Raw genomic sequence first — 26,331 nt, forward strand, 5'->3', positions numbered from 1 at the left:
TCATCGACGGCTACGTCAGCGGCAGCTGAAGCTCGCCGCCGAATTCACGTCGCCGGAGCCGTTGTAGCGCGCCACCTGCGGATACGGGCACAGCGGCCGCGTGCGCCCCGCCCCCCACGATGCGGGCACGTCCGCATTCGGCACCGCGTTCGTCGCATCGCGCGCAGTGGCCACCACCGTACCGGGCGCTTGCCCCTGCTCGACCCACGCGACGAGCGGCGTCAGCAGGTCGAACTGGTCGGCCGCCGGCCCGCCCGAGCAGTGGTTCATTCCCGGCACCGGATAGAAACGCGCGAAATCCGACGCATCGCCGCCGTTCGCCTGCGCGACCCGCGCATACCAGTCGCGCGTGTCGTCGAACGAGAACACCGGGTCGCCCGTGCCGTGATAGACCAGCAGCTTCGCACCGCGCGCCTTCAGCGCGGACAGGTTGGTCTCGTCGGGCGGCGTCATGAACGACCACGCGGATTGCGTGTACACGCCGCTCGTCGCGAAAATGGCCGGCGCGTCGTTGTCCATGTCGAAACCGAGCGCGAAGCCGGGCACGTTCGCGAGCACCGCCGCGGTTTTCGGCGGCGACATGAACGTGAACGCCATCGCGACCGGATCGAGCGTGATGGAATTGGACTGCTTCCACGCGGCCCAGCCGCCGCCGGCGATGCCCGGATCGTACGGAAAGCCCGCGTAGAGCGCCGTGCCCGCGCTGTTGCGTGCGCCCGTGAACACGTTCTCGAGCGCGGTCTTCTGCGCGGTCGTCAGGCACGCGCCCATGCGTGTGCCGTTCGCACAGGTCGGGATGTCCGCATCGACGCTGAAATGCGCCTGGCACGCGGCGACGTCCTGCACCATCCCGTCGGCCGCGCCGTCGAGCGCATCGCATTTCTCGAGGATCTTCGCGCCGACGAACTGCCGCTCCGCATCGGTGAAACCGCTGCGGATATCCGGCAGCCCGTTCGACCCGGTCGCCGATGCGATCTTCGCGAACTGCTGCGCGCCATACATCTCGCCGATCGCCGCCTTCGGCAAGTGGAAGCCCGGATCGCCCGCGATGATGCCGTCGTAGTCGGCCGGGTTGCGCACCGCCGTGACCATCGCGTGGCGGCCGCCATTCGAGCAGCCGCCGAAGTAGCTGCGATCCGGCGCCTTCCCGTACGCGAGACGGATCACCTGCTTCGCCATCGGCGTCAGCGCATCGACGGCGCCATAGCCGTAGTCGATGCGCGCCTGCGGATCGAGGCCGAACAGCGGGTTCTGCGCGCCGCTGTGCCCGGAATCCGAGCTGATCACCGCGAAGCCCTGGTTCAGCGCATCGGTCAGCGGCCCGCCGCCGCCGATCTCGCCGGTCGCGGTCACGATGTTGCCGTCGAGCCCGCCGTTCGCCTGGTAGAAGAAGCGGCCGTTCCACGCCTTCGGCAAGCGCATCTCGAAGCCGATCGCATAGGTCTTGCCGTCCACCGCGCTCACGCGCTCGTTCATCTTCCCTTCGATCACGCAGTGCTCGGCGATCGGCTTGCCGGCTAAGGTGAGCGCGCCGGCGGCCGCGGTCGCAACCGACGTGAACGACGTGTTCGCATACGCGAGCTTCGCGGCGAGCGCGTCGCAGGTCTGCGCCATCGCGGCCGGTGTCGCGGCGCTCAGGTGCGTCGGCACGGAATTCACCGAATCGTCGCCGCCGCAACCGGCGAGCATCGCGGCGGTGAGCGGGGCAATGCAGAGGAATGCAGATTGTCTGTTCAAGATAGCTCCTGTTCGTCAGACTGCCGGATCAGAACATGTGCCGGACGCCGACCATCGCGCCGAGCTGCCCCATCCCTTCGCCGGGCGTCGTGCCCGGGCCGCCGCCGCTGACCGCGTAGCGTGCATGCGCGCTGTTCCACAGGTACGACGATTGCGCATAGACGGCCGTGCGCTTGGTCAGCAAATAGGTCGCGCGCAGCGTCGCCATCGTCGCGCGCGTGTCGTGCGCGCTGTTGACGATCCGGTAGCCTTCGCCGTCGACGACGAAATCGGGCTTCACCGCGTACGACGCACCGACGAAGAACAGGTCCGAATGCGCGCCGGGCGCGGCCGGCGAACCGGTCGACACGCGCCGGCCGATCCAGCCCGCGCCGATCTTCGCGCCCGCCGCCTGCGCGTAGGCGCTCACGTGCGTGCGCGCGTCCTTGCCGCCGCTGCTCGTGAAGGCGACCGGCGCGACGCCGTCGAAGAAATTCGCGGCCGCGCCGGTGCCGCCGCGCTGCTCCTCGTACGACGCCGCCGCGCCGAAATACGCGCTGTCGTACTTGAGCATCACCGACCAGTTGCGGCACTGGAGCGTATCGCCCGGCACCTGCCCCGCGCACGTGCCCTGCCCCGGCGAGTTGCCGGTGCCCGCGCCGTCGCGGCCGAACGAATACGCGGCGCCAAGCGTCACGCCACGGTACGTGCCGATGTAGGTCGCCGCGTTGTCGGCGCGCCCGTTCGGCACATATGCGTCGAACGAGCCGAGCCCGTAGATGTCGGGGCCGATGATGTCCGCGCCCTGCAGCGCGAGGTACGTCATCGTGTACTGGCGGCCGAACGCGAGCGTGCCGAAGCCGCCCTTCAGCCCGACGAACGCCTGCCGCCCGAACAGCCGGCCGCCCTGCCCGAGATCGCCGCCGCGCACGTTGAAGCCGCTCTCCAGCGTGAAGACCGCCTGGTAGCCGCCGCCGAGATCCTCCGCGCCGCGCAGCCCCCAGCGCGACGGCAGTTCGCCGGTCACGGCCGGCATCCGCACCACGTGGTCGCCGGCCGCGTTCGCGTGCGACACGAACTCGACGCCCGTGTCGATGATCCCGTACAGCGTCACGCTCGATTGCGCGTGCGCGCCGGTCGAGGCCAGCGCGCATGCGCCGGCCGCCAGCAAGGCTTTGGTGTGCTTCATGGTTAGTGTCTCCAGACCTGCGTCGATATCGCGCTCTGCCGGCGCTCGTGGGTGAAAGTAAAGAAACTCAGTCGTGTGCCTGCGGCCTGCGGATCAGCACCAGCGCCGCGACGGCGGCGACCAGCGTGACGGGGATGCTCGCGCCGATCACGACCGACGCGCTGCGCCCCATCGCGAGCAGCTCGGCGGCCGCGAGCGGGCCGACCACGGAGCCGAGCCGGCCCACCGCAACCGCCGAGCCGACGCCGGTGCCGCGCATCGCGGTCGGGTAGTAGATCGCGGCGAGCGCATACAGCACCGACTGGCCGCCGACGACGAACATCCCGGCCGCGAACGCGGCGGCGGACAGCCACACGAGGCCCGGCGCGATGGCGAGCGCGGCGAGCGACAGCACGATCCCCGCGTACATGCCGCCGACGACCCGCGACGGCCGCATCCGGTCCATCGACATGCCGATGCCGAGCACGCCGAGGCCGCTGCCGATGTTGAAGAAGATCTGCACGATCCCGGCCTGGCTGCGCGCGAGCCCCTTCGCCGCCATCAGCGACGGCAGCCAATTCAGCAGGAAATACAGCACGATCAGCGTGCAGAAATAGCTGAGCCAGAGCGCCAGCGTCGTGCCGGTGCGCGAACCGCCGAACAGCGTGTGCGCGACGCCCGGACGCGCGCCGCCCGATGCGTTGACGTCGAGGAACGCGCGCGATTCCGGCAGCAGCGCGAGCAGCAGCGGGGCAAGCAGCAGCGGCCCGATGCCGCCGACGTAGAAGATGTGCCGCCACTCGGTGTCGCCGGCCAGCAGCACGCCGATCAGCGACGCGATCACGCCGCCGAACGGAATCCCGCAGTACATCACGGCCACCGCGCTGCTGCGCGAGCGCGAGTCGACCGCTTCGGACGACAGCGCAATGAGGTTCGGCATCGCACCGCCGAGGCCGAGGCCAGTGAGCGCGCGCACGACGACCAGCATCGCGAAGCTCGACACCTGCGCGGTCGCGATCGACAGCAGCCCGAACAGGCAGACCGACGCGATCAGCACGTGCTTGCGGCCGATCCGGTCGGCGAGCCAGCCGCCGAGCATCGCGCCCGGCAGCAGGCCGAACGTGCCGGCGCTGAACGCGAGTCCCATCTGCGAAACCGTGAGCCCGAACTCGTGAGCCATGCGCGGCGCGGCAACGCCGACCGACTGCAGGTCGAGCCCCTCGAGCAGCGCGATCGCGAAACACAAACCGAGCGTCGTCGCGACGGCCGGCCTCTCGGCAACGGAAGTGTCCATGTCGTCTCCAAACCTTGTACTGCGCGTCATGCCGGGACGCATGCGCGGCGTCTTTGTCGTGATCGGACCATGCATCATAAATTATCAGGTAGCCTGATTCATTGTCCGAAATAAAATCCGCTCGACCAGCCGGTCATGCGGACCGTCATCCCATCGAAGGACGGGACGATTTAATAACAGGTAACCTGATATTTCAAGTGTGCGGTGCGCCGGTGTTAACCCGCAACGCACGCGGAAGCCGGCCGGGCAAGGCCGTGCGGAACGACGAGTGAAGCGAACGTGTGGTTCAGTCGCGCAGGTTGCGCACGAACAGCTCGAGCGTGCGCTGGACCTGCGCGGCGTCGGCGGCGGTGAGGTCGTCGCCGAGCATCCGCCGTTCGAGCGGCCGCAGCACCCGTTCGCATTCGCGCAGGATCGCCGAACCTTCGTCGGTCAGGCGCAGCAGGATCACGCGGCCATGATTCGGATCGGCCTCGCGCGTGACGAAACCTCGCGCCGCCATCGCGACCATCACCTCGTTGGCGGATTGCGGCGTGATGAACGAGCGCACCGCGAGCTGCGCATTGGACAGCGCGCCGCGCGCCTCGAGCACCGACAGCGCCGTGTATTGCGCGAGCGTCACGCCGAGCGGGGCGAGCGCATCGCTCATCTGGCGGCGCAGCAGCCGATCGAGATTGCCGATCAGGTAGGTCAGCCGCTGCTGGGCACGCATGGGCGGCCTGGCCTCGGTGGCACGGGCAGCGCGTTTCGCGCCGGCCGGTTTGACGGGAGTCGAACTCATGAAGGTGTCGGGAGGAATATCGCGGGCCATCTTACCTCACGCGGCCCGCATGGCGGACAGGCTCGCATCGCCTGATTCGTGGCGACCGGCGCACTGTATACAACATCAGCCCGCCTAGCAGGTTTCGCTCGTGGTTTACCCGCTGATTTGCACGATTCAACTTGAACACACGGCAGCGATGTATACAATTTTATCAAGTAACCTGATAACTCCGCACGCCTGCCCCGGCAATGCGGCACTGCCCCCGATATCCGCCATGACCGACCTCGACGCTCCGACTTCCGACACCCGCGCCGCTTCCCCGTCGCAAACGGTCCGCACGCTGCTCGGCCTGCGCGAGCTCATCGTCGGCGGAGAGCTCGCGCCCGGTGCACGCATTTCCGAACTGTGGGTCGTCGAGCGGCTCGGCGTATCGCGCACGCCGGTTCGGGCGGCGCTGATCCGGCTTCAGGAGGAAGGGCTGGTCGAGCCGATTTCGACCGGCGGGTTTGCGGTGCGCGCGTTTTCGGCGCGCGAGATCGGCGATGCGATCGAACTGCGCGGCACGCTCGAAGGGCTCGCCGCGCGGTTCGCGGCCGAACGCGGCGTGCCGCCGTCGATGCTGCACGGCCTGCACGCGTGCGCCGACGAGATCGACGTGCTGCTCGCCGGCCCGCTGACCGACGACACGTTCTCGCGCTACGTCGACGCGAATGCCCGTTTCCACCGGCTGCTCGCGGCAGCGGCCGGCAGCGACGTCGTCGCGCGGCAGATCGACAAGGTCGCGACGTTGCCGTTCGCGTCCGCGAGCGCGTTCGTCGTCGTGCAGTCGCTCGATCCGCGCGCGCGCGAAACGCTGATCGTCGCGCAAGCCCAGCATCGCGCGGTGCTCGACGCGATCGAACGCCGCCAGGGCGCGCGCGCCGAAGCGCTGATGCGCGAACACGCGCAGATCGCGCACGACAACCTGCGGCGCGTGCTCGACAGCCAGCGCGCGATGACGAAGCTCAAGGGCGGCAACCTGATTCGCCGCGACGCCGGCTGACCGGCGCGCGGCACCTTCGCGCGGCGCACGACGCGCCGCTCATCCGACGATAGACACGGCGTGGGGACACGCCATGGAGGAGACGCATGTTCCTGAAAAACGCGTGGTATGTGGCCTGCACGCCGGACGAATTCGCCGGCAAGCCGCTGGGGCGGCAGATTTGCGGCGAACGCATGGTGTTCTTTCGCGACGCGGACGGCGCGGTCGCCGCGCTCGAGGATTTCTGCCCGCACCGCGGCGCGCCGCTGTCGCTCGGCACCGTGCGCGACGGCCGGCTCGTGTGCGGCTATCACGGGCTGACGATGGGCGCGGACGGCAAGTGCACGAGCATGCCGTGCCAGCGTGTCGGCGGCATTCCGGCGATCCGCCGCTATCCGGCCGTCGAGCGGCACGGCTTCGTGTGGGTGTGGCCGGGCGACCCGGCCCAGGCCGATCCGGCGGCGATCCACCCGCTCCACTGGGCCGACGATCCGGGCTGGGCGTATGGCGGCGGCCTCTATCACATCGACTGCGATTACCGGCTGATGATCGACAACCTGATGGACCTCACGCACGAGACCTACGTGCATGCATCGAGCATCGGGCAGCCGGAGATCGAGGAAGCGCCGCCCGCAACCAAGGTGAACGGCGACACGGTCACGACCAGCCGCTTCATGGAAGGCATCGTGCCGCCGCCGTTCTGGGCTGCCGCGCTGCGCGGCAACGGGCTCGCCGACGACGTGCGCTGCGATCGCTGGCAGATCTGCCATTTCACGCCGCCGAGCCACGTGATGATCGAAGTGGGCGTCGCGCATGCGGGCAAGGGCGGCTATCACGCAGACCCGCGCGACAAGGTGTCGAGCATCGTCGTCGATTTCATCACGCCGGAAACCGAGACGTCGATCTGGTACTTCTGGGGGATGGCGCGCAGCTTCGCGGTGGACGACCGCGCGTTGACCGAGACGATCCGCAACGGGCAGGGCGCGATCTTCGCCGAGGATCTCGACATGCTCGAAGCGCAGCAGCGCAACCTGCTGCGCTGGCCGGACCGGCCGCTGCTGAAGCTGAACATCGACGCGGGCGGCGTGCAGTCGCGACGCGTGCTCGACCGATTGATCGACCAGGAGCGCGCCGCCGCGCTGCCGTGCTGACCGCATGCCGCGCCGCCGCCGCATGGCGGCGCGGCACGCCTACTTCACCCTTCCCCATGAAAGTCACGCTCATCCGCAAACTTCCCGTCGCGACCGACATCTGCGCGTTCGAACTCGCGCCGGCAGACGGCGCGGCGCTGCCGCCATTCACGGCCGGCGCGCATATCGACGTCCACGTCGGCGGCTTCGTCCGCCAGTATTCGCTGTGCAACAGCCCGTCGGAGACGGGCGTCTACCGGCTCGGCGTGCTGCGCGAGCCCGCGTCGCGCGGCGGCTCGCTCGCGATGCACGCATGCGAGCCCGGCACGACGCTCGACATCAGCGCGCCGCGCAACCACTTCCCGCTCGACCCGCGTGCCGCGCACACCGTGCTGCTCGCGGGCGGCATCGGGATCACGCCGCTGCTCAGCATGGCCGCGCACCTGATCGACACCGGCCAGTCGTTCGAGCTGCATTACTGCGCGCGCGAGCCGGCACGCGCCGCGTTCCTCGACCGGCTCGACGCGCCCGGGCTCAAGGCCCGCACGCGGCTCTGGTTCGACGATGCGCCGGACGGCCGGCGCATCGATTTCGCGCAGGTGCTCGCGAAGCCCGATGCGGGGACGCATCTGTACGTGTGCGGCCCCGGCGGGTTCATCGGCGCCGTGCTCGCGGCGGCCGCGCAGGCCGGCTGGGATCCGGCGAACGTGCATCGGGAGTATTTCGGTGTGGCCGGCGTAGGTGCGGCCAACTCAGGCGTGGACGCCGCAGCCGCCCCGGGCGAAGAGGGAGGCGACCAGGCGTTCCAGGTATCGCTCGCGCAATCGGGCCGCGTCGTCGACGTGCCGGCCGGCACGACGATCGTCGAAGCGCTGCGCGGCTGCGGAATCGAGGTGCCGGTGTCGTGCGAGCAGGGCGTGTGCGGCACCTGTCTCACGCGCGTGCTGTCCGGCACGCCCGATCATCGCGACGTCTACCTGACCGACGACGAACGCGCGGCCAACGATCAGATGCTGCCGTGCTGTTCACGCGCGGTCTCGCCGCTGCTGGTGCTGGATCTGTGAAAGTGCGTGCGGCGCGGCGGACGCGCCGCCCGCCGCCCGTTCACGCCGACGGCCGGCTTTGAGCCCCGGCAACCGGCAACGACGCCCGGCACCCGGCCTCGACGAGCGCGAGCCGATGCGCGAACGCCGCCAGCGGATAGTCGAAGAAGTAAGCGCCGAGCGCGCGCTTGTCCGTGCGGAACGGATCGTCGCACGGCGCGTCGCCGACGATGCGCAGCGTGCGCGCCCACGCGAACGCGAGCAGCAGCCACCCGAGCAGCGCGAGATAGTCGTCCGCGACGCGATACGGCAGATCGGGTTCGACCGCGCTCGTGCGCATTACGTCGGCTGTCACGCGTTCGACGTCCGCGCAGCACGCGGCGACCCGTGCGCCCGCATCCCGCACGCGCTCGCCCGTACTATCGACACAGCGCGCCGCCTCCGCCCGCACGAGATCGAGCAGCATGCCGAGCGCTTCGCCTCGATCGGCCAGCACCTTGCGCACCAGCAGGTCGATCGCCTGGATCTCGTTCGTCCCTTCGTAGAGCATCGACACGCGGCAATCGCGCACCGTCTGCTCGATCCCGTATTCGTGGATGTAGCCGTACCCGCCGAACACCTGCAGCGCGTTCGACGCGGCCGCGAATCCGTTCGCGGTGAAAAACGCCTTCGCGACCGGCGTGAGCAGCGACGCGAGCCGCGACGCGGCCTGCCGCCGCGGCAGCTCCGGATCGTGCGCGGCGATGTCGAGCCCGTGCGCGATCCAGTAGCCGATCGCCCGCTCGCCTTCGACGATTGCTTGCGCGTCGAGCAGGATGCGGCGGATTGCCGGGTGCGCCGCGATCGGCGCCGCCGTGCCGGCCGCGCGCCCTTGCACGCGTTCGTGCGCATAGGCCGACGCGGCCTGCCACGCGCTTTGCGCATGCCCGACACCCTGCATCGCGACCTGCAGCCGCGCGGCGTTCATCATCACGAACATCGACGCGAGGCCGCGATGCGGCTCGCCAACGAGCCAGCCGACAGCCTCGTCGAAGCGCATCGCGCAGGTCGGGCTCGCCTTCAGTCCCATCTTTTTCTCGATGCCGTCGCACCAGACGCCATTGCGCTCGCGCCCGGCCGGGCCGTCGCGCCACTTCGGCACGACGAACAGCGACAGGCCTTTCGTGCCCGCCGGCGCATCGGGCAGCCGCGCGAGCACGAGGTGCACGATGTTGTCGGTCAGGTCGTGCTCGCCGCCGGTAACGAACAGCTTGCTGCCGCTGATCCGGTAGCCGCCGACGGCCGGATCGGGCACCGCCCGCGTGCGCAACAGGCCGAGATCGCTGCCGGCCTGCGGCTCGGTCAGGCACATCGTCGTCAGCCATTCGCCACTCGCTATCTTGGGCAGCACGTCGCGCTTCAACCGCTCCGAGCCGTGCGCGCGCAGGCACGCGACCGCGCCGTGCGTGAGCCCCGGCGACATCAGCCACGCATGGTTCGCCGCGGCAAGCATTTCCTGCAGCGCGACGTCGAGCAGATGCGGCAGGCCCTGCCCGCCGCAGTCCGGATCGAGCGCGAGTGTCGGCCAGCCGGCGTCGACGTAGTCGCGATACGCGTCGCGAAAGCCGTCCGGCACCGTCACGTCGCCACGGTCGAACCGGCAGCCGTCGAGATCGCCGCTCGCGTCGAGCGGCGCGATGCGCCCGGTCACGAAGCGCGCGGCCTCGTCGAGCACCTGCTGCGCGATCGACGCATCGAGATCCGTCCATTCGGGCACGCGGCGCCACAGCGCCGGTGCATCGAGCCATTCGTCGATCACGAACAGCATGTCGCGCAGCGGCGCGCGATATCCGGTACTCATCGTGCGCGCCTTACGCGCCGCGCGCCGCGCCGGCGACGATCACGCCGGCATCGGCCGCGTCGCGCGCATACATCGCTTCGACCACCGCCGCGCGCTGCGTCAGCACCGCGCGCTGGTTGATCGACCCCTTGTCGGTGATTTCGCCGAGATCGAGCGACGGCGGCGTGTCGAGCAGGCACAGCCGCGTGATGAACGTCGCGCTGCCGGTCGCGTCGCGGTTCAGCCGCTGCAACAGGTCCGCAAAGAACGCGCGCACGGCCGGCGCCTGCAGCACGGCGCGCACGTCGGCGTCCGGCCCCGCGCCCGCGAGGCGGCGGCAATCGTCGACGCGCGGGAAGATCATCGCGCCGACGTCGTCGCGATTCATCCCGGTCACGACCGCGTCCTGCACGTACGGCGCGCCGTTCGACACGATCCGCGCGCGCATCGGCCCGACGCTCACGAAGGTTCCCGTCGACAGCTTGAAATCCTCGGCGATCCGGCCGTCGAACATCAGCCCGATCTCCGGACGCTGCGGGTCGACGAAGCGCACCGCGTCGCCGCTGCGGTAGTAGCCTTCGTCGTCGAACACCTCGCGCGCGTCGCCGCCGCTCGCGCGCCAGTAGCCGGCCATCACGTTCGGGCCGCGAAAGCGCGCCTCGAGCTTGCCGTCGACCGGCACCAGCTTCGCGTCGCAGCCGGGCGCGGGCAGGCCGATGTAGCCGGCGCCCGACATCGGCCCGGTGGTGAACATGCACGACGGCGCGGCCTCGGTCATCCCGAGGCCCGCCATGATCCGGATGCGCTCGCCGCAGTGCGCGAGCGTCACGCGCTCGAGCCGGTCCCACGCGGCCTGCGACAGCCCCGCGCCCGCGAAGAAATACATCTTCACCCGCGAGAAGAAGGTCGCGCGCAGCGCCGCGTCCGTTTCGAGCGCGATGGTCAGCTCCTCCCAGCCTTTCGGCACGTTGAAGTACACCGTCGGCGCAATCTCGCGCAGGTTGCGCAGCGTCTCGTCGAACTTGCCGGCGACCGGCTTGCCATCGTCGATGTACAGCGTGCCGCCGTTGTACAGCGCAATCCCGACGTTGTGGCTGCCGCCGAAAGTGTGGTTCCACGGCAGCCAGTCGACCAGCACCGGCGGCTCGATGCCGAATTGCGGAAACGTTTCGAGCAGCATCTGCTGGTTGCTGCACAGCATCCGGTGCGTGGTCGGCACCGCCTTCGGCAGCCGCGTCGAACCGGACGTGAACAGGAACTTGGCGATCGTGTCGCCCGAGATCGCCTCGTGCGCGGCGTCGACGCTGCCCGGCGCGGTGTCGAGCAGCGACGCGAAGCGCGTGACGCCGCGCATCCCGTCCGGCGCCGACACGACCACGCGCTCGACGTCGGGCCGCACCGTCGCATCGAGCGCGGCGCGGAACGCATCGCCATCGGCGGCAAACACGAGCCCCGGCGTCAGCAGCGCCAGCGCGTGACGGAGCTTGCCGTAGTCGCTCGACACGAGCGAATACGCGGGCGACAGCGGCGCATACGGAACGCCGGCCCACATTGCGCCGAACGCCACCTGCAGGTGTTCGAGATCGTTGCCGGACAGGATCGCGACCGGCCGCTCGGCCGACAGCCCGCGATCGAGCAGCGCCTGGCCGATCACGCGCGCGCGTTCGAGCATCTGCGCATAGCTGATGCCGATCCACGCGCCGTCGGGGCCGCGCCGCGCGACGAGCCAGCGATCCGGGTGCGCTTGCGCACCGCTGACGAGCCGATCGGTCAGCCGACGCGGATACGCGCCGAGCGCGGTCGATGCACACAGGGTCCAGCAGCCGTCGCGCTGCGCGATGTCGGGCGGTGCCGCACCGATCGCGACGGGGCGGTAGCCGGCAGGGGCGGGCTGCACGGCGGCAGTGCCGTGCAGTTGGGTCGGATCCGCATCCAAGGTCTGTCTCCAGTCGGTTCCGCCTGCGCGCTGGCAGCGCGCGGCGGAAACTTCATTGTGTCGTTGTCGGTGCCGCGATGCGGCGGCCCGCTCAGATCGGGTAGTGGCGCGGCGCGGTCTGCACGGTGATCCAGCGCAGGTCGGTGAATTCGGCGATCGACGCCTTGCTGCCGAACCGGCCGTAGCCGCTCGCCTTCACGCCGCCGAACGGCATCTGCGCCTCGTCGTGCACGGTCGGGCCGTTGATGTGGCAAATGCCCGACTCGATCCGCTTCGCGACCTGCATCGCGCGTGCGATGTCGCGGCTGAACACCGCGGCCGACAGCCCGTATTCGCTGTCGTTCGCGGCGGCAAGCGCCGCCTCGTCGCCGTCGACGCGCTGCACGGTCACGACCGGCCCGAACGATTCGTCCGCGTAGAGCTTCATGTCGCGCGTGACGCCATCGACGATCGTCGGCTGCATCACCGCGCCGTCCACTTCGCAGCCGAGCGGCAACGCCGCGCCGTGCGCGCGCGCGTCGGCGACCAGCGCCGCGATCCGCTGCGCGGCCGCCGCGCTTTCCAGCGTGCCGAGCACGACGCCCGGCGCGGCCGGGTTGCCCGCCTTCAGCGTACGCGCCTTCGCGACGAGCCGTTCGACGAATGCATCGGCGACTGTCCGGTCGACGATCACACGCTCGGTCGACATGCAGATCTGGCCCTGGTTGAAGAACGCGCCGAACGCGACCGCGTCGACCGCCGCATCGAGATCCGCGTCGTCGAGCACGAGCACCGGCGCCTTGCCGCCGAGTTCAAGCAGCGCCGGCTTCAGGTGCTGCGCGGCGAGCATCGCGACGATCCGGCCGACGCGCGTCGAGCCGGTGAAGTTGACACGCCGCACCGCCGGGTTCGCGATCAATCGTTCGACGATCGCGGGGGCATCCTGCGGCGCGTGCGTGATCACGTTGACGACGCCGTCGCCGAGCCCCGCGTCCTGCAGCACGCTGCCGATCAGCCGGTGCACGCCCGGGCAGCCTTCGGACGCCTTCAGCACGACCGTGTTGCCGCACGCGAGCGGCATCGCGAGCGCGCGGGTCGCGAGAATCACCGGCGCGTTCCACGGCGCGATGCCGAGCACGACGCCGCACGGCTGGCGCACCGCCATCGCGAGGCTGCCCGGCACGTCGGACGGGATCACCGCGCCGTCGATCTGCGTCGTCATCGCGGCGGCCTCGCGCAGCATGTTCGCCGCGAGCATCACGTTGAAGCCGTACCAGTTCGCCATCGCGCCGGTTTCGGCACGGCCGGTCTCGATGAATTCGCCGGCGCGCGCGTCCATCCGGTCGGCCGCCGCGAGCAGCCGCCGGCGGCGCTCGGTCGGCGCGAGCGCCGCCCATGCGGGAAACGCGCGCGCGGCCGCCGCGACCGCGGCATCCGCATCGGCGAGCGTCGCCGCGGCGGCGCACGACGCCACCTGTCCCGTCGCCGGATCGATCCGGTCGAACGTGCCGCCATCCGACGCGCCGCGCGACACGCCGTCGATCAACAAACTCACTTCGTGCATTTCGCTGTCTCCGCTCAGTCCGGTTGCGTGCCGCGTCGCGCGTCAGCGCTTGTACGCCTGCAGGCCCGGCTTGATGCTCTTGTCGTCGAGGAACTGCTTGAGGCCCTGCTCGCGGCCGCCTTCCGGATCGCGGTAGTTCGCCTGGTCGAGCTTCGCGTACAGGTAGTCCTCGTTCTGCTCCCACGTCAGTTCGCGGCAGCGCTTGAAGCCGTGCTTCGCATTGCGGATCACGACCGGATTCTTGTCGAGCAGCTTCGCGGCGAGCGCCAGCACTTCGTCGCGCAGTTGCGCACGCGGCACGCTCTTGTTGACGAGCCCCATCTTCGCGGCCTGCTGCCCGGTGAAGGTATCGCCGGTCATGATGTAGTACAGCGCCTCGCGATGCCCGACGGTATCCGCCATCGCCTTGCTGACGAGGTTGCCCGGCGGGATGCCCCAGTTGATCTCCGACAGCCCGAACACGGCTTCGTCGGCCGCGATCGCGAGATCGCACGCGACGAGCGGCGAGAAGCCGCCGCCGAAACACCAGCCGTTGACCATCGCGATCGTCGGCTTCGAATACATGCGCAGCAGTTGCCACTGCCAGCGGCTCGCGTCGCGGCGGATCTTCTCCTGCAGGATCTCCGGGCCCGCGTCCACTTCGCGGAAATACTCCTTCAGGTCCATCCCGGCCGTCCAGGCATCGCCCTCGCCGGTCAGCACGAGCACCTGCGCCTCGGCGTCGAGCTCGACCGCTTCCAGCACGTCGATCATCTCCGTGTTCAGCGTCGGGCTCATCGCGTTGCGCTTGTCCGGGCGGTTCAGCGTAACCCACGCGATTCCGCCTTCGACCGTGACCTTCACCGTTTTCCAGCGACCTTCGTAACTCATCTTCGTTCTCCAATGACCGTGCCGCCCTACGCGACTCGATGCCAATTTACTATCAGGTAACCTGATATGTAAAGTAGAATGGAAGCGGCTCGGGACAAACCCCTAAACGGGCACGAACGCGCGGTTTCGCGCCGCGCGGCGCCTGCGTTTCACGACATGAGGAGACACGCTTGGACATCCGCAACCTGATCGCCATCGACACGCACGTGCATGCCGAAGTGTCGTGCTGCCAGCCGCCCGACCTGTTCGCGAAGGCATTCGACGATGCGGCCGACAAGTACTTCGGCACGGTGCTGAAGCAGGGCCGCCGGCCGACGATTCCGGAGACGATCGCGTACTACCGCGAGCGTCGCATCGGCTTCGTGATGTTCACCGTCGACTGCGAGACGAACATCGGCCGGCGCCGCATTCCGAACGAGGAGATCGCGCAGTTCGCGCAGGAGAACGCCGACGTGATGATCGCGTTCGCGAGCATCGACCCGCACAAGGGCCGCTTCGGCGCGCGCGAGGCGCGCCGCCTGATCGAAGAACACGGCGTGAAGGGCTTCAAGTTCCACCCGACGATGCAGGGGTGCTTTCCGAACGACCGGCTCGCGTATCCGATCTACGAGGTGATCGCCGAATACGGGCTGCCGGCCGTGTTCCACAGCGGGCATTCGGGGATGGGGTCGGGCATGCGCGGCGGCGGCGGGTTGCGTCTGAAGTACTCCGAACCGATCCATCTCGACGACGTCGCCGCCGACTTCCCGGACATGAAGATCGTGATCGCGCACCCGTCGTGGCCGTGGCAGGAGCAAGCGCTGTCGATCGCGCTGCACAAGCCGAACGTCTACATCGATCTGTCGGGATGGTCGCCGAAGTATTTCTCGCCGGAGCTGGTGAAGTACGCAAACACGCTGCTCAGGCACAAGGTGCTGTTCGCGTCGGATTTTCCGCTGATCCGGCCGGATCGCTGGCTGGAGGATTTCCACGGCGCCGGGTTCCGGCCCGACGTGCACCCGCTGATCCTGAAGGACAACGCGGTGGCGTTACTGGGGTTGGGGCTCGACGCGCCGCGCGCGTGACGCGCCAAGTGGTGAATGCGCCGATCGTGGCGCGGCGGCAGGCGCGGCCGGCGCGGTCGTGCGACGATGCCGCGCCCGCCGGCCGCTGGCCGCGCCGAAACGCTCAGATGGCGCGCTTCGGCGTGAACCGCGCGGTCGGCAGCCCCGCGTGCCGCGTCTGCGCGACGAACACGCCGCCCGCATGCGCATCGCTTGCCAGCGCGTCGTCGCTCAACCCGACGCGCGCGCTCGTCACGTACAGGCGGCCTTCGCCATCGAGCGCCGTGCAGCTCGGCTGCGCGGTCGGCACGTCGACGCGCGCCGTCTCGATGCCGTCCGGCCCGTAGCGCACCACCCGTCGCCCGCCCCACTGCGCGTTCCACAGGCCGCCGTCGCGATCGATCGTCGAGCCGTCGGGGTCGCCTTCCGCGTCTGTCAGGCGCGCGAACGGCCGCACGTTCGCGACGTCGCCGCCCGCGCGGTAATCGCAGACGAAAATCTCGCGCACGAGCGAATCGCAGAAATACATCTTCGAACCGTCCGGCGAGAACGCGATGCTGTTCGCGATCGCCGCCGGCGGCAGCGCGAGCCGTTCGAGCGTGAGATCCGGCTTCAGCCGGTAGAACCCGCCGACCGCGCGCGGCGGCTCGCCGCCTTCGTCCTTCATCCCGAACACGAACGCGCCGAACGGGTCGCAGCGCCCGTCGTTCAGCCGCGTCGGCAGGTCGGGTTCGACGTCGACGATCCGCGTGAACGCGCCGCTGCGCAGGTCGAAGAACGCGAGATGCGTCGCGAGCCCGACGAGCAGCACGTCCGGATCGCCGGTCAGCGCGAAACACGCGAGCCGCTCGGGCATCGGCCACGGCGTGAGGCCGGAGCCGTCCGCGCGGCATCGCCACAACTGCGCGCCTTCGATGTCCGTCCAGTACAGCGCGTGCGTCGCATCGCACCACGTCGCGCCTTCGCCGAGCGTGTTGCGGCTGTCGGCCAGCAGCGTCGCCGACGCGGCCGGATGATTCTGTTGCATGCCGTCTCCCAGTATCTGTCGCGAATATACGTCGCGTTCGCAGGCGGCGCGCTGCCGGTCAGATCTTCATCGCGCGCCGCTGGTTGCGACGATACTGGTCGAACAGCACCGCGAGCAACAGAATTCCGCCGCGTATCAGATATTGGTAAAACGTCGGCACGTTCAGCAGGCTCATCGCGTCCTGCACCGCGCCCATGATCAGCACGCCGACCAGCACGCCGGAGATCGTCGCGACGCCGCCCGTCAGCGACACGCCGCCGAGCACGCATGCGGAGATCACGCCGAGTTCGAGGCCGACCGACGTCTTCGGATCGCCGAGGCTCATCCGCGACGCGAGCATCACGCCGGCGAAGCCCGTCACGAGCCCCTGCAGCACGAACACTGTGATCTTGATGCGCATCACCGGCAGCCCCGCGAGCAGCGCTGCCTCGCCGTTGCCGCCGACGGCGAGCACGTTCTTGCCGAACACCGTCTTGCGCAGCAGGAAGCCGAACACGACGAAGCCGACGATGTTGCTCCAGATCGGATACGAGATGCCGAGGAACGAGCCGGCCCCGAGTTCGAAGAAACGTTCCTCGGAGATCATCACCGCATCGCCGTTCGACGTGATGAACGCGAGCCCGCGCACGACTTCCATCATCGCGAGCGTGACGATCAGCGAATTGATCCGGTAGCGCGCGATCAGCACGCCGTTCACGAGCCCGACCGCGCCGCCCGCGAGCACGCCGGCCACGGTGCCGAACAGCACGCTGTGCGTCGCGGTGATCAGTGTCGACGCGACGACGCCCGAGAACGCGACGATCGACGCGACCGACAGGTCGACCTCGCCGAGCGCGAGCACGAACATCATCGTCACCGCGATCGAGCCGATCAGCGTGACCGACAGCAGCAGGCCCTGGATGTTGCGCGGCGTGAGGAAGTCCGGCACGGTCAGCGACAGCGTCGCGAACAGCACGAGAAACACCATCACGATGCCGGAGCGGTTGATCAGTTGCCACACGCCGCCGCGCGCCCGCATGGGCGCGGCGGCGGCATCGGGGGACGGAGAGGTACGTTGGGGTTGCATTGCCTGGCTCATGTCATTTGCATTCCGGTTGATCGTTGCGGGGCGCTAGCGCGGCAGCGCGAGCTTGATCAGCGCGTCGGGCGTCGCCTGCGCCTTCGCGACCTCGCCCGCGATCCGTCCTTCCTTCATCACGATGATCCGGTCCGACACGCCGATCACCTCGGCCAGATCGCTCGACACGAGGATCACCGTGCGCCCCGCTTCCGCGAGTTCGTAGAACAGGTTGTAGATTTCCGCGCGCGCGCCGACGTCGATGCCGCGCGTCGGCTCGTCCATCAGGAACACGTCGATGCGTTCGGCCAGCCAGCGCGCGAGCACGACCTTCTGCTGGTTGCCGCCCGACAGCGCGCCGATCGGCGTATCGCCGTCGCGGGTCTTGATCGCGAGCCGCTCGATGTAGCGTTGCACGAGCTCGCGCTCGCGCCGCGTGTCGAGCAACATGCGCGCCGGGCTGAAATGCCGGCGCGCGCTGATGTTCAGGTTGTCGGCCACCGACGCGATCGCAACGATGCCCTCCTGCTTGCGGTCTTCCGGGCACAGCGCGAGGCCGGCGCGTACCGCGTCGCGCGGGCTCCCGAACGCCACCCGCTTCCCGTTCAGTTCGACATGTCCCGCGCTCGGGCGCGCGGCGCCGTACAGCAGCTTCATCAGCTCCGAGCGGCCCGCGCCGACGAGCCCGAAGAAGCCGACGATCTCGCCGCGCCGCGCGGTGAACGACACGGGCTCGGACAACCCGGGCCCCGCCAGCCCTTTCGCCTCGATCAGCACGTCGCCGGCCGCGCGCGGCCGGTAGCCGTACACGTCCTCGATCGAGCGGCCGACCATGCAGCCGATCAAGCGGTCGCGATCGAGATCGGCGACGGAATCGAACGTGTCGATGCGGCGGCCGTCGCGAAACACGGTCACGCGGTCGCACAGTTCGTAGACTTCCTCCATCCGGTGCGTGACGTAGATGATCGCGCGGCCTTCCGCGCGCAACGCACGGATGATCCGGAACAACTGCGTGGTCTCGCGCGCGGACAGCGAACTCGTCGGCTCGTCGAACGCGATCACGCGCGCGTCGCGCATCAGCGCCTTGCCGATCTCGATCATCTGGCGCTGGCCGATCGACAGGTACTTCACCGGGGTGCCCGGATCGATGTGCTCGCCGAGCCGCTCCAGCGCATCGAGTGCACGCGCGGCGAGCGTGCGTTCGTCGACCACGCCGAGCCGGCTCGGCAGTTGCCCGAGCATCAGGTTCTCCGCGACCGTCAGCTCCGGCACCAGATGCAGCTCCTGGTAGATGATCGCGATGCCGGCCTCCAGCGCCGCGCGCGTCGACGCGAAACGCTGCACCGCGCCGTTCAGCGTCAACGTGCCGGCCTGCGGCTGGTTCACGCCGGACAGCACCTTCAGCAGCGTCGATTTCCCCGCGCCGTTCTCGCCCATCAGCCCGTGCACTTCGCCGGCACGCACCGACAGCGACACGGCGTCGAGCGCGCGCACGCCCGGGAACGTCACCGTGATGCCGTCGAGCGCGAGCAGCGGGGCGTCCTGTGGCAGTGCGCCGGCTTCACCGTCGTCGTGGCGGGACACGGCCGTCATCGTCTGCATCGTCATCGCGTTTTCGCCTCGCACCGCTCAGATGCCGAGCTCGGCGCGCACGGCCTGCCAGTTCGCGCGCGTCATCAGCTTGCCGCTCGTCTGCGTGTCGGGCGGCGGCGTCTTGCCGTTGCGGATCCACTCGACGAGGTTCTGCGTGCTGTCCTTGCCGTGGTTCGTCGAGCTGACGGCGATCGTCCCGTAGAAGCCGGTCGGCTCCTTCTTCTGGAATTCGGCGAACGCCTCGCCCGCGCCGTTGATGCCGACGCCGATCACGTCCGTCGCCGGGATGTGCAGCTGCTCCGTCGCGCGCACCGCGCCGAGCACGGTTTCCTCGTTCAGCGCGTAGACCACCCACTTCTTCACGTTCGGATGGCGCGCGAGCACCGGAGCTGCCGCACTGAAGCCGCCTTCGTCGTCGGTTGTCTTCTGCGGCGCATCGAAGATGTTCTCCTTGCGGAAGCCGTTCGCGAGCAGCGCCTGCGTCGCGCCGTCGGTGCGCAGCTTCGCGGTCGGCAGCTCGTAGTTCGTGATCCGCAGCGCGCCGACTTCCTCGGGCTTCCAGCCGCGCCGCTTCATCTCGTCGGCAATGGCCTGGCCGACCTGGTTGCCGATCTTGGTCGCCGACATCCCGAGGTGCGGCACGTTCGGCAGCGGCTTGCCGGTCGAATCGACGAGCTGGTCGTCGACGGTCACGAACTTCATGTTGTAGCGCTTCGCGCGTGCGGCGATCGCCGGGCCGAGGCGCACGTCCGGCGCGCAGATCACGAAGCCCTGCGCGCCTTGCGAGCCGAGGTTGTCGATCGCGGCCAGCACCTTCTCGCCGTCGGGCGTGCCGATCTTCACGACCGAGAAATTCTCCTTCTGGCCGAGCGCGGCCGCCGCGTTCTGCTCGTTGATGAACCAGGCCTGCTCGGGCATCTTCACCAGGAAGCCGATCTTCAGCGGCGCGTCGGCGTGCGCGGCGCCCTGCATGCCGAGCGGCGCGATGCAAAGCGCGGCCAGCAGCGCGCGCAGGGTATGGCGGCGAATCGTGCGATTCATGTCGTGTCTCCTTGTATCGACTGGGGTCTTCATCATTCGTCGTGCGCGGTCGCGGCGCAGCGCGTCGGCACGGTCATCGGCCGAACGCGTCGGTCTGGACGCGCCGCCCGAACAGAAACGCATCGGCAACGAGCCGCAGCGGCCGCACGTCGACATCGCTTGCGCCGCGCGCGATCAGCGCGCGGAAGTGCGCGTACAGCGCCGGATACTCGCGTTCCGGCCCAAGCTCGACCGGCTCGCCCGCGATCGACAATTGCGCGCCGCCGCGGCTGATCGCGAGCACGCCGTCGGCCGTATCGACCGCGATCTCCCACTGCTCGACCGGGCCGTGCCGCCAGTCGAATTCCGCGCGCACCGGCACGCCGTCGGTATCCGCGCAATCGAGTTCGGCCGCGATCGGCGTCTGCACGTCGCTCGGCACGATGAGCGTCGCCTCGCGCAGCACGAGCTCGCGCGGCAGGATCCGCGTGACGATCGACAACGCGTTGATGCCCGGATCGAACACGCCGAGGCCGCCCGGCTCCCAGATCCACTGCTGCCCCGGATGCCAGCGCCGCACGTCCTCTTTCCAGCGCACCTGCACCGCGCGGATCGTGCGCGCGGCGAGCCATGCGCGGGCGGGCTCCACCGCGCTCGCGCAGCGCGAATGCCAGGTCGCGAACAGCGTAAGGCCGCGTTCGCGCGCGAGCGCCTCCAGCGCGGCCACTTCGCCGAGCGTCGCGCCCGGCGGCTTCTCGAGCATCACGTGCTTGCCGGCTTCGAGTGCAGCACGCGCCTGCGCGTAGCGCACCTGCGGCGGCGCGCACAGCGACACGGCGTCGAGCTCGCGCTCGGCGGCCAGCAGCGCGCGGAGGTCGCGATAGTTGCGCACGCCGGTGACTTCCGCGTGGCGGCTCGCGCAGGCCGCCAACGCGAAGCCCGGTTCGGCGGCGATCGCCGGAAGATGCTGGTCGCGCGCGATCTTGCCGATCCCGACGACGCCCAGCGAAACCTGATCATTCATCGTGCATGTCTCCTTCGCGTATCGCTCAGTGCGCCCAGCGCAGCACGAGCGGATCGAGCCGGCGCGCGATCGCGAGCAGCTCCGCGCGCGTGTCCGGATGCAGTTCCGGCATCGGATGCCGCGGCCGCTCGCACGCGATCACGCCGCCTTCGCGCATCAGCGCCTTCGCGGTGAGGATCCCGGACTGGCGGTTCTCGTGATTGATCAGCGGCAGCCATGCCTGGTAGCGCGCGTACGCGTCGTCGTGGCGCCCTTCGCGCCACGCTTCGAGGATCGGCCGGATGCCGTCCGGATACGCACCGCCCGTCATCGCGCCGGCCGCGCCCGCATGAAGGTCGGCGAGCAGCGTGATCGCCTCCTCGCCGTCCCACGGCCCCTCGATCGCATCGCCGCCGAGCCGGATCAGCTCGCGCAGCTTGTTCGCGGCGCCGGGCGTCTCGATCTTGAAGTACGCGACCTGCTCGATCTCGCGCGCCATCCGCGCGAGGAACGGCGCCGCGAGCGCGGTGCCGCTCGCGGGTGCGTCCTGGATCATGATCGGAATCTCGATCGCGTCGGACACACGCGCATAGAAATCGAAGATTTGCGCCTCCGGCACGCGGAACGTCGCGCCGTGATACGGCGGCATCGCCATCACCATCGCCGCGCCGAGCTGCTGCGCGCGCAGGCTGCGCGCCGCGCACACCTGCGTGCTGTAGTGCGACGTCGTGACGATCACCGGCACGCGGCCGGCGACGTGTTCGAGGATCGTGCGCGTGAGCACGTCGCGTTCGTCGTCGGTGATCGCGAACTGCTCGGAGAAGTTCGCGAGGATGCACAGCCCGTCCGAGCCCGCGTCGATCATGAAATCGACCGCGCGTTTCTGGCTCGCGAGGTCGAGCTCGCCGGTGTCGGTAAACGTCGTCGGGACGACGGGGAAGATGCCGCGATAGCGCGGCGTGCTGCTCGAGGTCATGGTTCGGTCCTGCGTCGGTCGAAGCGGCATTCAGCCGGAAAACAATGCGTTCAGGATTCGCGGGCGAGCACGCCCGCGGCCGGCTGCGGCGCGCGCAGCGTCACGCGGACCACGAACGTGATCAGCATCGCGAACAAAAGCGTCGCCGCGAGGAAATACAGGCCGGCCGCGAGGCTGCCGGTCGCCTGCTTGATCAGGCCGATGCCGTACGGCCCGACATAGCCGCCGAGATTCGCGAGCGAATTGATCGCGGCGATGCCCACCGCCGCGCTCGTCCCGGTCAGGAACTCGCCGGGCAGCGCCCAGACGACGGCCTGGATCGAGTACAGCGAGAACGCCGTGAGGCAGATGAACAGGAACTGCAGCGCGGGCTGCCGCGCCCATGCGCTGGCGGCCATCGTCAGCGCCGCGGCGGCCGACACGACGACGATGTGCCAGTAGCGTTCGCGCGTGCGATCCGAATGACGCGGCACGACCAGCAGCCCCACCACCGCGAACAGGTAAGGCACGGCGGACAGCAGGCCGGTGGCCGTGTCGCCCGCGCCGAACGCGTGAATGATCGTCGGCAGCCACAGCGACAGCCCGTAGATGCACAGCGGGAACGGCAGGAACAGCGCCGCGAGCAGCAGCACGCGCCGATCGGCCAGCGTGGCGAGCGGGTTGCGGTGCGCGTCGGGGCGGTACGTGTCGCGATCGGCGGCGAGCTGGCGCGCGATCCAGCGCCGCTCGTCATCGTTCAGCCAGCGCGCGCGATCCGGCGATTCGGGCAGCAGCCGCAGCGTCGGCCACACGAGCAGCACGGCCGGCAGGCCGCTGGCGACGAACAGCGCCTGCCAGTTCGACAGCCCGAACAGCCCGTGCGTGGACAGCAGCCAACCCGCGAGCGGCCCCGTCACGATGCCGGCGATCGGCTGTGCGAGCACGAGCAGCCCGATCACACGCGCGCGGCCGCGCATCGGGAACCACTGCGTGAGGAAATACAGGATGCCCGGATACAGGCCGGCTTCGGCCGCGCCGAGCAGGAAGCGCAGCACGTAGAAGCTGGTTGGCCCCTGCACGAGCGCCATCGCCATCGTGATCACGCCCCACGTCGCGAGAATGCGCGCGAACCACACGCGTGCGCCGAAGCGGCCGAGTGCGAGATTGCTCGGCACCTCGCACAGGAAATAGCCGATGAAGAACAGCCCCGCGCCGAGCCCGTACGCGGCGTCGCCCAGGCCGACGGCCGCATTCATGTACAGCTTCGCGAAACCGACGACCGTGCGGTCGACGTAGGCCACCACGTAGATCAACGCGAGAAACGGCACGAGCCTGCGCGTGAGCGTGCGCATCAACCGCCGTTCGTCGACGGCGGCCGACGGGCCGGATTGAGCCGCGGCCGGTGTCGCGGACGGGTGCTGCGTCGTCGTCATCGTGTCTCCATGGGTGGGCTGCGCCGGCGTCGTCGCCGGTCTGTCCTGCTTCACCTGTGCCGTGTGTCGCGCACGCCGCTCAATGCGAGTGGCTCGGCACGTCCGCGCCGCGCGTGCCGACCAGGAAGTCGAGGTCGCACCCCTCGTCGGCCTGCAGCACGTGATCGATATACAGCCGCGCGTAGCCGCCCTTGCCGAGCTGGCCGGCCACGCCCGGCGCCGCGGCCGGATCGACGTCCGACAGGCGGCGCTGCAATTCGTCATCCGTAATGTCGAGATGCAACGTGCCGGCCTCGCAGTCGAGCTCGATCCAGTCGCCGTTGCGCACGGCCGCGAGCGGCCCGCCGGCGGCGGCCTCCGGCGCGACGTGCAGCACGACCGTGCCGTACGCGGTGCCGCTCATCCGCGCGTCGGAAATCCGCACCATGTCCTTCACGCCCTGGCGCAGCAGCTTCGGCGGCAGCCCCATGTTGCCGACCTCGGCCATCCCCGGATAACCGCGCGGCCCGCAGTTCTTCAGCACGAGCACCGAGCTCGCGTCGACGTCGAGCGCTTCGTCGTTGATCGTGGCCTTGTAGTGGTCGAAGTTCTCGAACACCACCGCGCGGCCGCGATGCTTGAGCAGCTCGGGGCTCGCCGCCGACGGCTTCAGCACCGCACCGCGCGGCGCGAGATTGCCGCGCAGGATGCGGATGCCGCCGTCCGCGATCAGCGGCCGGTCGAGCGGGCGGATCACCTCGTCGTCGTAGTTCGGCGCTTCGCGCACGTTGTCCCACAGCGATTTGCCGTTCACCGTCAGCGCATCCGGGTTCGGCAGCAGCCCGCCTTCGCCGAGCCGGCGCAGCACCGCCGGCAGCCCGCCCGCGTAATAGAACTCCTCCATCAGGAAGCGACCCGACGGCATCAGGTCGACGATCGTCGGCGTGTCGCGGCCGATGCGCATCCAGTCTTCCAGTTCGAGCGGCACGCCGATGCGGCCCGCGATCGCCTTCAGGTGGATCACCGCATTCGTCGAACCGCCGATCGCCGCGTTCGCGCGGATCGCGTTCTCGAATGCCGCGCGCGTCAGGATCTTCGACAGCACGAGCCCTTCGAGCGCCATCTCGACGATGCGGATGCCGGACATGTGCGCAAGCACGTAGCGGCGCGAATCGACGGCCGGAATCGCCGCGTTGTGCGGCAGCGCGACGCCGAGCGCCTCGGCCATGCACGCCATCGTCGACGCGGTGCCCATCGTGTTGCAGGTGCCGGCCGAGCGCGACATCCCGGCTTCGGCCGACAGGAAGTGATGCAGGTCGATCTCGCCGGCCTTCAGCGCTTCGTGCAGCTGCCATACGGCCGTGCCCGACCCGATGTTCTTGCCTTCCAGCTTGCCGTTCAGCATCGGGCCGCCCGACACGACGATCGCCGGCACGTCGCAACTCGCCGCGCCCATCAACAGCGCGGGCGTGGTCTTGTCACAGCCGGCGAGCAGTACGACGGCGTCGATCGGGTTGCCGCGGATCGCTTCCTCGACGTCCATCGACGCGAGGTTGCGCGTGAGCATCGCCGACGGCCGCAGGTTCGATTCGCCGTTCGAGAACACCGGGAATTCGACCGGGAAACCGCCCGCCTCGAAGATCCCGCGCTTCACGTGCTCGGCGAGCTTGCGGAAGTGCGCGTTGCACGGCGTCAGTTCGGACCACGTATTGCAGATGCCGATGATCGGCCGGCCATCGAACTCGTGATCGGGGATGCCCTGGTTCTTCATCCAGCTCCGGTACATGAAGCCGTTCTTGTCATTCGTGCCGAACCATTGGGCGGAGCGCAGCCTGGGTTTTGTTGCCGACATCGTCAGTCCTGTGGTGACGGGATACCGGCGCAGTCTAGGCAGAATTTTGATAACTCGCTAATGACGTTTTGGTCGATTACGATATCCAATTCGATATCGATATAAACCCGTACGATGCCCGAAGCCAGTCCGTGGGGAAACCGTGGCCGCCTGAAGACGCGCCAGCTTCTGCTGGTCGTCGCGCTTGCCGACGAAGGCAGCATTCACCGCGCGGCGGCCGCGCTGAACATGACGCAGCCGGCCGCGTCGAAGCTGCTGCGCGAACTCGAGGAATCGATCGGCGCGGTGCTGTTCGAACGCCTGCCGCGCGGGATGCGGCCGACGCTGTACGGCGACGCGCTGATCCGCCACGCGCGCGCGGCGCTCGGCAGCCTCGACCAGGCGCACGAGGAACTGGCCGCGCTGAAGGCCGGCCATCTCGGCCATGTGGCGGTGGGCGCGATCACGTCGCCGGGCCTGCGGCTCGTGCCGCCGGCCGTCGCCGCGGTGAAGGACACGCACGCGAACGTGCGCGTGTCCGTCGCGATCGACACGAGCAATGCGCTGCTCGAACACCTCGCGCAGGACAAGCTCGACATCGTGCTCGGCCGGCTGTCAGCCGAACACGACAAGCTGCACCTGCGCTACGAGCCGCTGACCGGCGAGCCGGTCGCGGCCGTCGTGCGGCCCGGCCATCCGCTGCTCGCGCAAGCACCGCTGTCGCTCGCCGACGTGCAGCGCGCCGCGTGGATCATGCCGCCGGCCGGCAGCGTGCTGCGCCACCGCTTCGAGCTGGTGTTCCAGCGCGCGAGCCTCGCGCCGCCCGCGAACGTCGTCGAGACGGCCGCGCTGCTGTTCATCACGCAGCTGATCGAGCAAAGCGACATGATCGCGGTGCTCGCGGAGGACGTCGCGCTGTACTACGCGCGACATGGCATCGTGTCGGTGCTGCCGCTGGAGATGGATTGCCGGATGGACGATTTCGGGATCATCACGCGCACCGACCGGCTGCATTCACCGGCCGTCGCGGTGATGGCCGACGCGATCCGAGCGACCGCGCGGGAGGTGTACGGGATCGCGTTGTAAC

At 69.3% G+C, this 26,331-nt stretch carries 21 protein-coding genes; 5 read left to right on the plus strand and 16 right to left on the minus strand.

Translation table 11 applies throughout. The features are described 5' to 3' along the window. Positions 1–15: 15 nt before the first annotated feature. From HWX39_RS01310 to HWX39_RS01325, 4 genes are all read right to left on the minus strand, one after another. Complete coding sequence (locus HWX39_RS01310; protein ID WP_175965210.1) at positions 16–1,737, minus strand: tannase/feruloyl esterase family alpha/beta hydrolase; 1,722 nt, start codon at positions 1,735–1,737, stop codon at positions 16–18. 28 nt (positions 1,738–1,765) lie between these two features. Beyond that, positions 1,766–2,905: a porin gene (locus tag HWX39_RS01315; RefSeq protein WP_175965211.1), complete on the minus strand. Its 1,140-nt coding sequence runs from the start codon at positions 2,903–2,905 to the stop codon at positions 1,766–1,768. A gap of 67 nt (positions 2,906–2,972) precedes the next feature. Next, a complete protein-coding gene (gene mhpT / locus HWX39_RS01320; RefSeq protein ID WP_175965212.1) occupies positions 2,973–4,178 on the minus strand; it encodes a 3-(3-hydroxy-phenyl)propionate transporter MhpT in 1,206 nt (401 codons plus the stop codon). A 286-nt stretch (positions 4,179–4,464) separates the two neighbouring features. Further along, positions 4,465–4,959, minus strand: coding sequence for a MarR family transcriptional regulator (locus HWX39_RS01325; protein ID WP_175965213.1), 495 nt, complete (start codon positions 4,957–4,959; stop codon positions 4,465–4,467). A 256-nt stretch (positions 4,960–5,215) separates the two neighbouring features. On the opposite strand from HWX39_RS01325, the gene HWX39_RS01330 reads away from it, so the two are divergent. The 3 genes from HWX39_RS01330 (at position 5,216) to HWX39_RS01340 (ending at position 8,156) form a co-directional block, all read left to right on the plus strand. Continuing rightward, positions 5,216–5,983, plus strand: a complete 768-nt coding sequence (locus HWX39_RS01330; RefSeq protein ID WP_175965214.1) for a GntR family transcriptional regulator — start codon at positions 5,216–5,218, stop codon at positions 5,981–5,983. 86 nt (positions 5,984–6,069) lie between these two features. Then, positions 6,070–7,113, plus strand: a complete 1,044-nt coding sequence (locus HWX39_RS01335) for an aromatic ring-hydroxylating dioxygenase subunit alpha (RefSeq protein WP_175965215.1) — start codon at positions 6,070–6,072, stop codon at positions 7,111–7,113. Between the two features lie 56 nt (positions 7,114–7,169). Beyond that, positions 7,170–8,156, plus strand: coding sequence for a PDR/VanB family oxidoreductase (locus tag HWX39_RS01340; protein ID WP_175965216.1), 987 nt, complete (start codon positions 7,170–7,172; stop codon positions 8,154–8,156). Positions 8,157–8,196: 40 nt separating this feature from the next. On the opposite strand, the gene HWX39_RS01345 is transcribed toward HWX39_RS01340, so the two are convergent. The 4 genes from HWX39_RS01345 to HWX39_RS01360 form a co-directional block, all read right to left on the minus strand. Further along, positions 8,197–9,975 (minus strand): acyl-CoA dehydrogenase family protein, encoded by a 1,779-nt coding sequence (locus tag HWX39_RS01345; RefSeq protein WP_175965217.1) that lies wholly within the window; start codon positions 9,973–9,975, stop codon positions 8,197–8,199. A 10-nt stretch (positions 9,976–9,985) separates the two neighbouring features. Further along, positions 9,986–11,890 (minus strand): feruloyl-CoA synthase, encoded by a 1,905-nt coding sequence (locus HWX39_RS01350; protein ID WP_175965218.1) that lies wholly within the window; start codon positions 11,888–11,890, stop codon positions 9,986–9,988. Between the two features lie 91 nt (positions 11,891–11,981). Further along, complete coding sequence (locus tag HWX39_RS01355; protein WP_175965219.1) at positions 11,982–13,433, minus strand: aldehyde dehydrogenase; 1,452 nt, start codon at positions 13,431–13,433, stop codon at positions 11,982–11,984. Between the two features lie 42 nt (positions 13,434–13,475). Further along, positions 13,476–14,303, minus strand: coding sequence for a p-hydroxycinnamoyl CoA hydratase/lyase (locus HWX39_RS01360; protein ID WP_175965220.1), 828 nt, complete (start codon positions 14,301–14,303; stop codon positions 13,476–13,478). A 170-nt stretch (positions 14,304–14,473) separates the two neighbouring features. On the opposite strand from HWX39_RS01360, the gene HWX39_RS01365 reads away from it, so the two are divergent. Further along, entirely contained in the window at positions 14,474–15,367 is an 894-nt protein-coding gene (locus tag HWX39_RS01365) for an amidohydrolase family protein (protein WP_175965221.1), read from the plus strand. A gap of 103 nt (positions 15,368–15,470) precedes the next feature. On the opposite strand, the gene HWX39_RS01370 is transcribed toward HWX39_RS01365, so the two are convergent. The 8 genes from HWX39_RS01370 to HWX39_RS01405 form a co-directional block, all read right to left on the minus strand. Continuing rightward, positions 15,471–16,373 carry an SMP-30/gluconolactonase/LRE family protein gene (locus HWX39_RS01370; protein WP_175965222.1) on the minus strand — a complete coding sequence of 301 codons (903 nt, stop codon included), beginning with the start codon at positions 16,371–16,373 and terminating at the stop codon, positions 15,471–15,473. A gap of 58 nt (positions 16,374–16,431) precedes the next feature. Beyond that, entirely contained in the window at positions 16,432–17,451 is a 1,020-nt protein-coding gene (gene araH, locus HWX39_RS01375; protein WP_175965223.1) for an L-arabinose ABC transporter permease AraH, read from the minus strand. 33 nt (positions 17,452–17,484) lie between these two features. Then, positions 17,485–19,038, minus strand: a complete 1,554-nt coding sequence (gene araG, locus HWX39_RS01380) for an L-arabinose ABC transporter ATP-binding protein AraG (RefSeq protein WP_175965224.1) — start codon at positions 19,036–19,038, stop codon at positions 17,485–17,487. Between the two features lie 21 nt (positions 19,039–19,059). After that, positions 19,060–20,064, minus strand: a complete 1,005-nt coding sequence (locus tag HWX39_RS01385; RefSeq protein WP_175965225.1) for an arabinose ABC transporter substrate-binding protein — start codon at positions 20,062–20,064, stop codon at positions 19,060–19,062. Between the two features lie 73 nt (positions 20,065–20,137). Further along, positions 20,138–21,067, minus strand: coding sequence for a Gfo/Idh/MocA family oxidoreductase (locus HWX39_RS01390; RefSeq protein ID WP_175965226.1), 930 nt, complete (start codon positions 21,065–21,067; stop codon positions 20,138–20,140). Positions 21,068–21,092: 25 nt separating this feature from the next. After that, entirely contained in the window at positions 21,093–22,022 is a 930-nt protein-coding gene (locus HWX39_RS01395; RefSeq protein ID WP_175965227.1) for a dihydrodipicolinate synthase family protein, read from the minus strand. Positions 22,023–22,072: 50 nt separating this feature from the next. Next, positions 22,073–23,434, minus strand: coding sequence for an MFS transporter (locus HWX39_RS01400; RefSeq protein WP_175965228.1), 1,362 nt, complete (start codon positions 23,432–23,434; stop codon positions 22,073–22,075). A gap of 79 nt (positions 23,435–23,513) precedes the next feature. Beyond that, the gene (locus HWX39_RS01405; RefSeq protein WP_175965229.1) at positions 23,514–25,265 is read right to left on the minus strand and encodes an IlvD/Edd family dehydratase; all 1,752 of its coding nucleotides are present in this window, start codon (positions 25,263–25,265) and stop codon (positions 23,514–23,516) included. Between the two features lie 114 nt (positions 25,266–25,379). Here HWX39_RS01405 and HWX39_RS01410 point away from each other — a divergent pair, with 114 nt between their 5' ends. Further along, positions 25,380–26,330: a LysR family transcriptional regulator gene (locus tag HWX39_RS01410; protein WP_175965230.1), complete on the plus strand. Its 951-nt coding sequence runs from the start codon at positions 25,380–25,382 to the stop codon at positions 26,328–26,330. Position 26,331 lies beyond the last annotated feature (1 nt).

Source organism: Burkholderia sp. BCC0322, assembly GCF_902833045.1.
Taxonomy (GTDB): domain Bacteria; phylum Pseudomonadota; class Gammaproteobacteria; order Burkholderiales; family Burkholderiaceae; genus Burkholderia.

Bases quoted from the DNA above. Each gene is read 5' to 3' on its own strand.
- HWX39_RS01315 (WP_175965211.1), bottom strand. From the start codon at position 2,905: ATGAAGCACACCAAAGCCTTGCTGGCGGCCGGCGCATGCGCGCTGGCC.
- mhpT (WP_175965212.1), bottom strand. From the start codon at position 4,178: ATGGACACTTCCGTTGCCGAGAGGCCGGCCGTCGCGACGACGCTCGGT.
- HWX39_RS01325 (WP_175965213.1), bottom strand. From the start codon at position 4,959: ATGAGTTCGACTCCCGTCAAACCGGCCGGCGCGAAACGCGCTGCCCGT.
- HWX39_RS01330 (WP_175965214.1), top strand. From the start codon at position 5,216: ATGACCGACCTCGACGCTCCGACTTCCGACACCCGCGCCGCTTCCCCG.
- HWX39_RS01335 (WP_175965215.1), top strand. From the start codon at position 6,070: ATGTTCCTGAAAAACGCGTGGTATGTGGCCTGCACGCCGGACGAATTC.
- HWX39_RS01340 (WP_175965216.1), top strand. From the start codon at position 7,170: ATGAAAGTCACGCTCATCCGCAAACTTCCCGTCGCGACCGACATCTGC.
- HWX39_RS01345 (WP_175965217.1), bottom strand. From the start codon at position 9,975: ATGAGTACCGGATATCGCGCGCCGCTGCGCGACATGCTGTTCGTGATC.
- HWX39_RS01355 (WP_175965219.1), bottom strand. From the start codon at position 13,433: ATGCACGAAGTGAGTTTGTTGATCGACGGCGTGTCGCGCGGCGCGTCG.
- HWX39_RS01360 (WP_175965220.1), bottom strand. From the start codon at position 14,303: ATGAGTTACGAAGGTCGCTGGAAAACGGTGAAGGTCACGGTCGAAGGC.
- HWX39_RS01370 (WP_175965222.1), bottom strand. From the start codon at position 16,373: ATGCAACAGAATCATCCGGCCGCGTCGGCGACGCTGCTGGCCGACAGC.
- araH (WP_175965223.1), bottom strand. From the start codon at position 17,451: ATGAGCCAGGCAATGCAACCCCAACGTACCTCTCCGTCCCCCGATGCC.
- araG (WP_175965224.1), bottom strand. From the start codon at position 19,038: ATGACGATGCAGACGATGACGGCCGTGTCCCGCCACGACGACGGTGAA.
- HWX39_RS01385 (WP_175965225.1), bottom strand. From the start codon at position 20,064: ATGAATCGCACGATTCGCCGCCATACCCTGCGCGCGCTGCTGGCCGCG.
- HWX39_RS01390 (WP_175965226.1), bottom strand. From the start codon at position 21,067: ATGAATGATCAGGTTTCGCTGGGCGTCGTCGGGATCGGCAAGATCGCG.
- HWX39_RS01395 (WP_175965227.1), bottom strand. From the start codon at position 22,022: ATGACCTCGAGCAGCACGCCGCGCTATCGCGGCATCTTCCCCGTCGTC.
- HWX39_RS01400 (WP_175965228.1), bottom strand. From the start codon at position 23,434: ATGACGACGACGCAGCACCCGTCCGCGACACCGGCCGCGGCTCAATCC.
- HWX39_RS01405 (WP_175965229.1), bottom strand. From the start codon at position 25,265: ATGTCGGCAACAAAACCCAGGCTGCGCTCCGCCCAATGGTTCGGCACG.
- HWX39_RS01410 (WP_175965230.1), top strand. From the start codon at position 25,380: ATGCCCGAAGCCAGTCCGTGGGGAAACCGTGGCCGCCTGAAGACGCGC.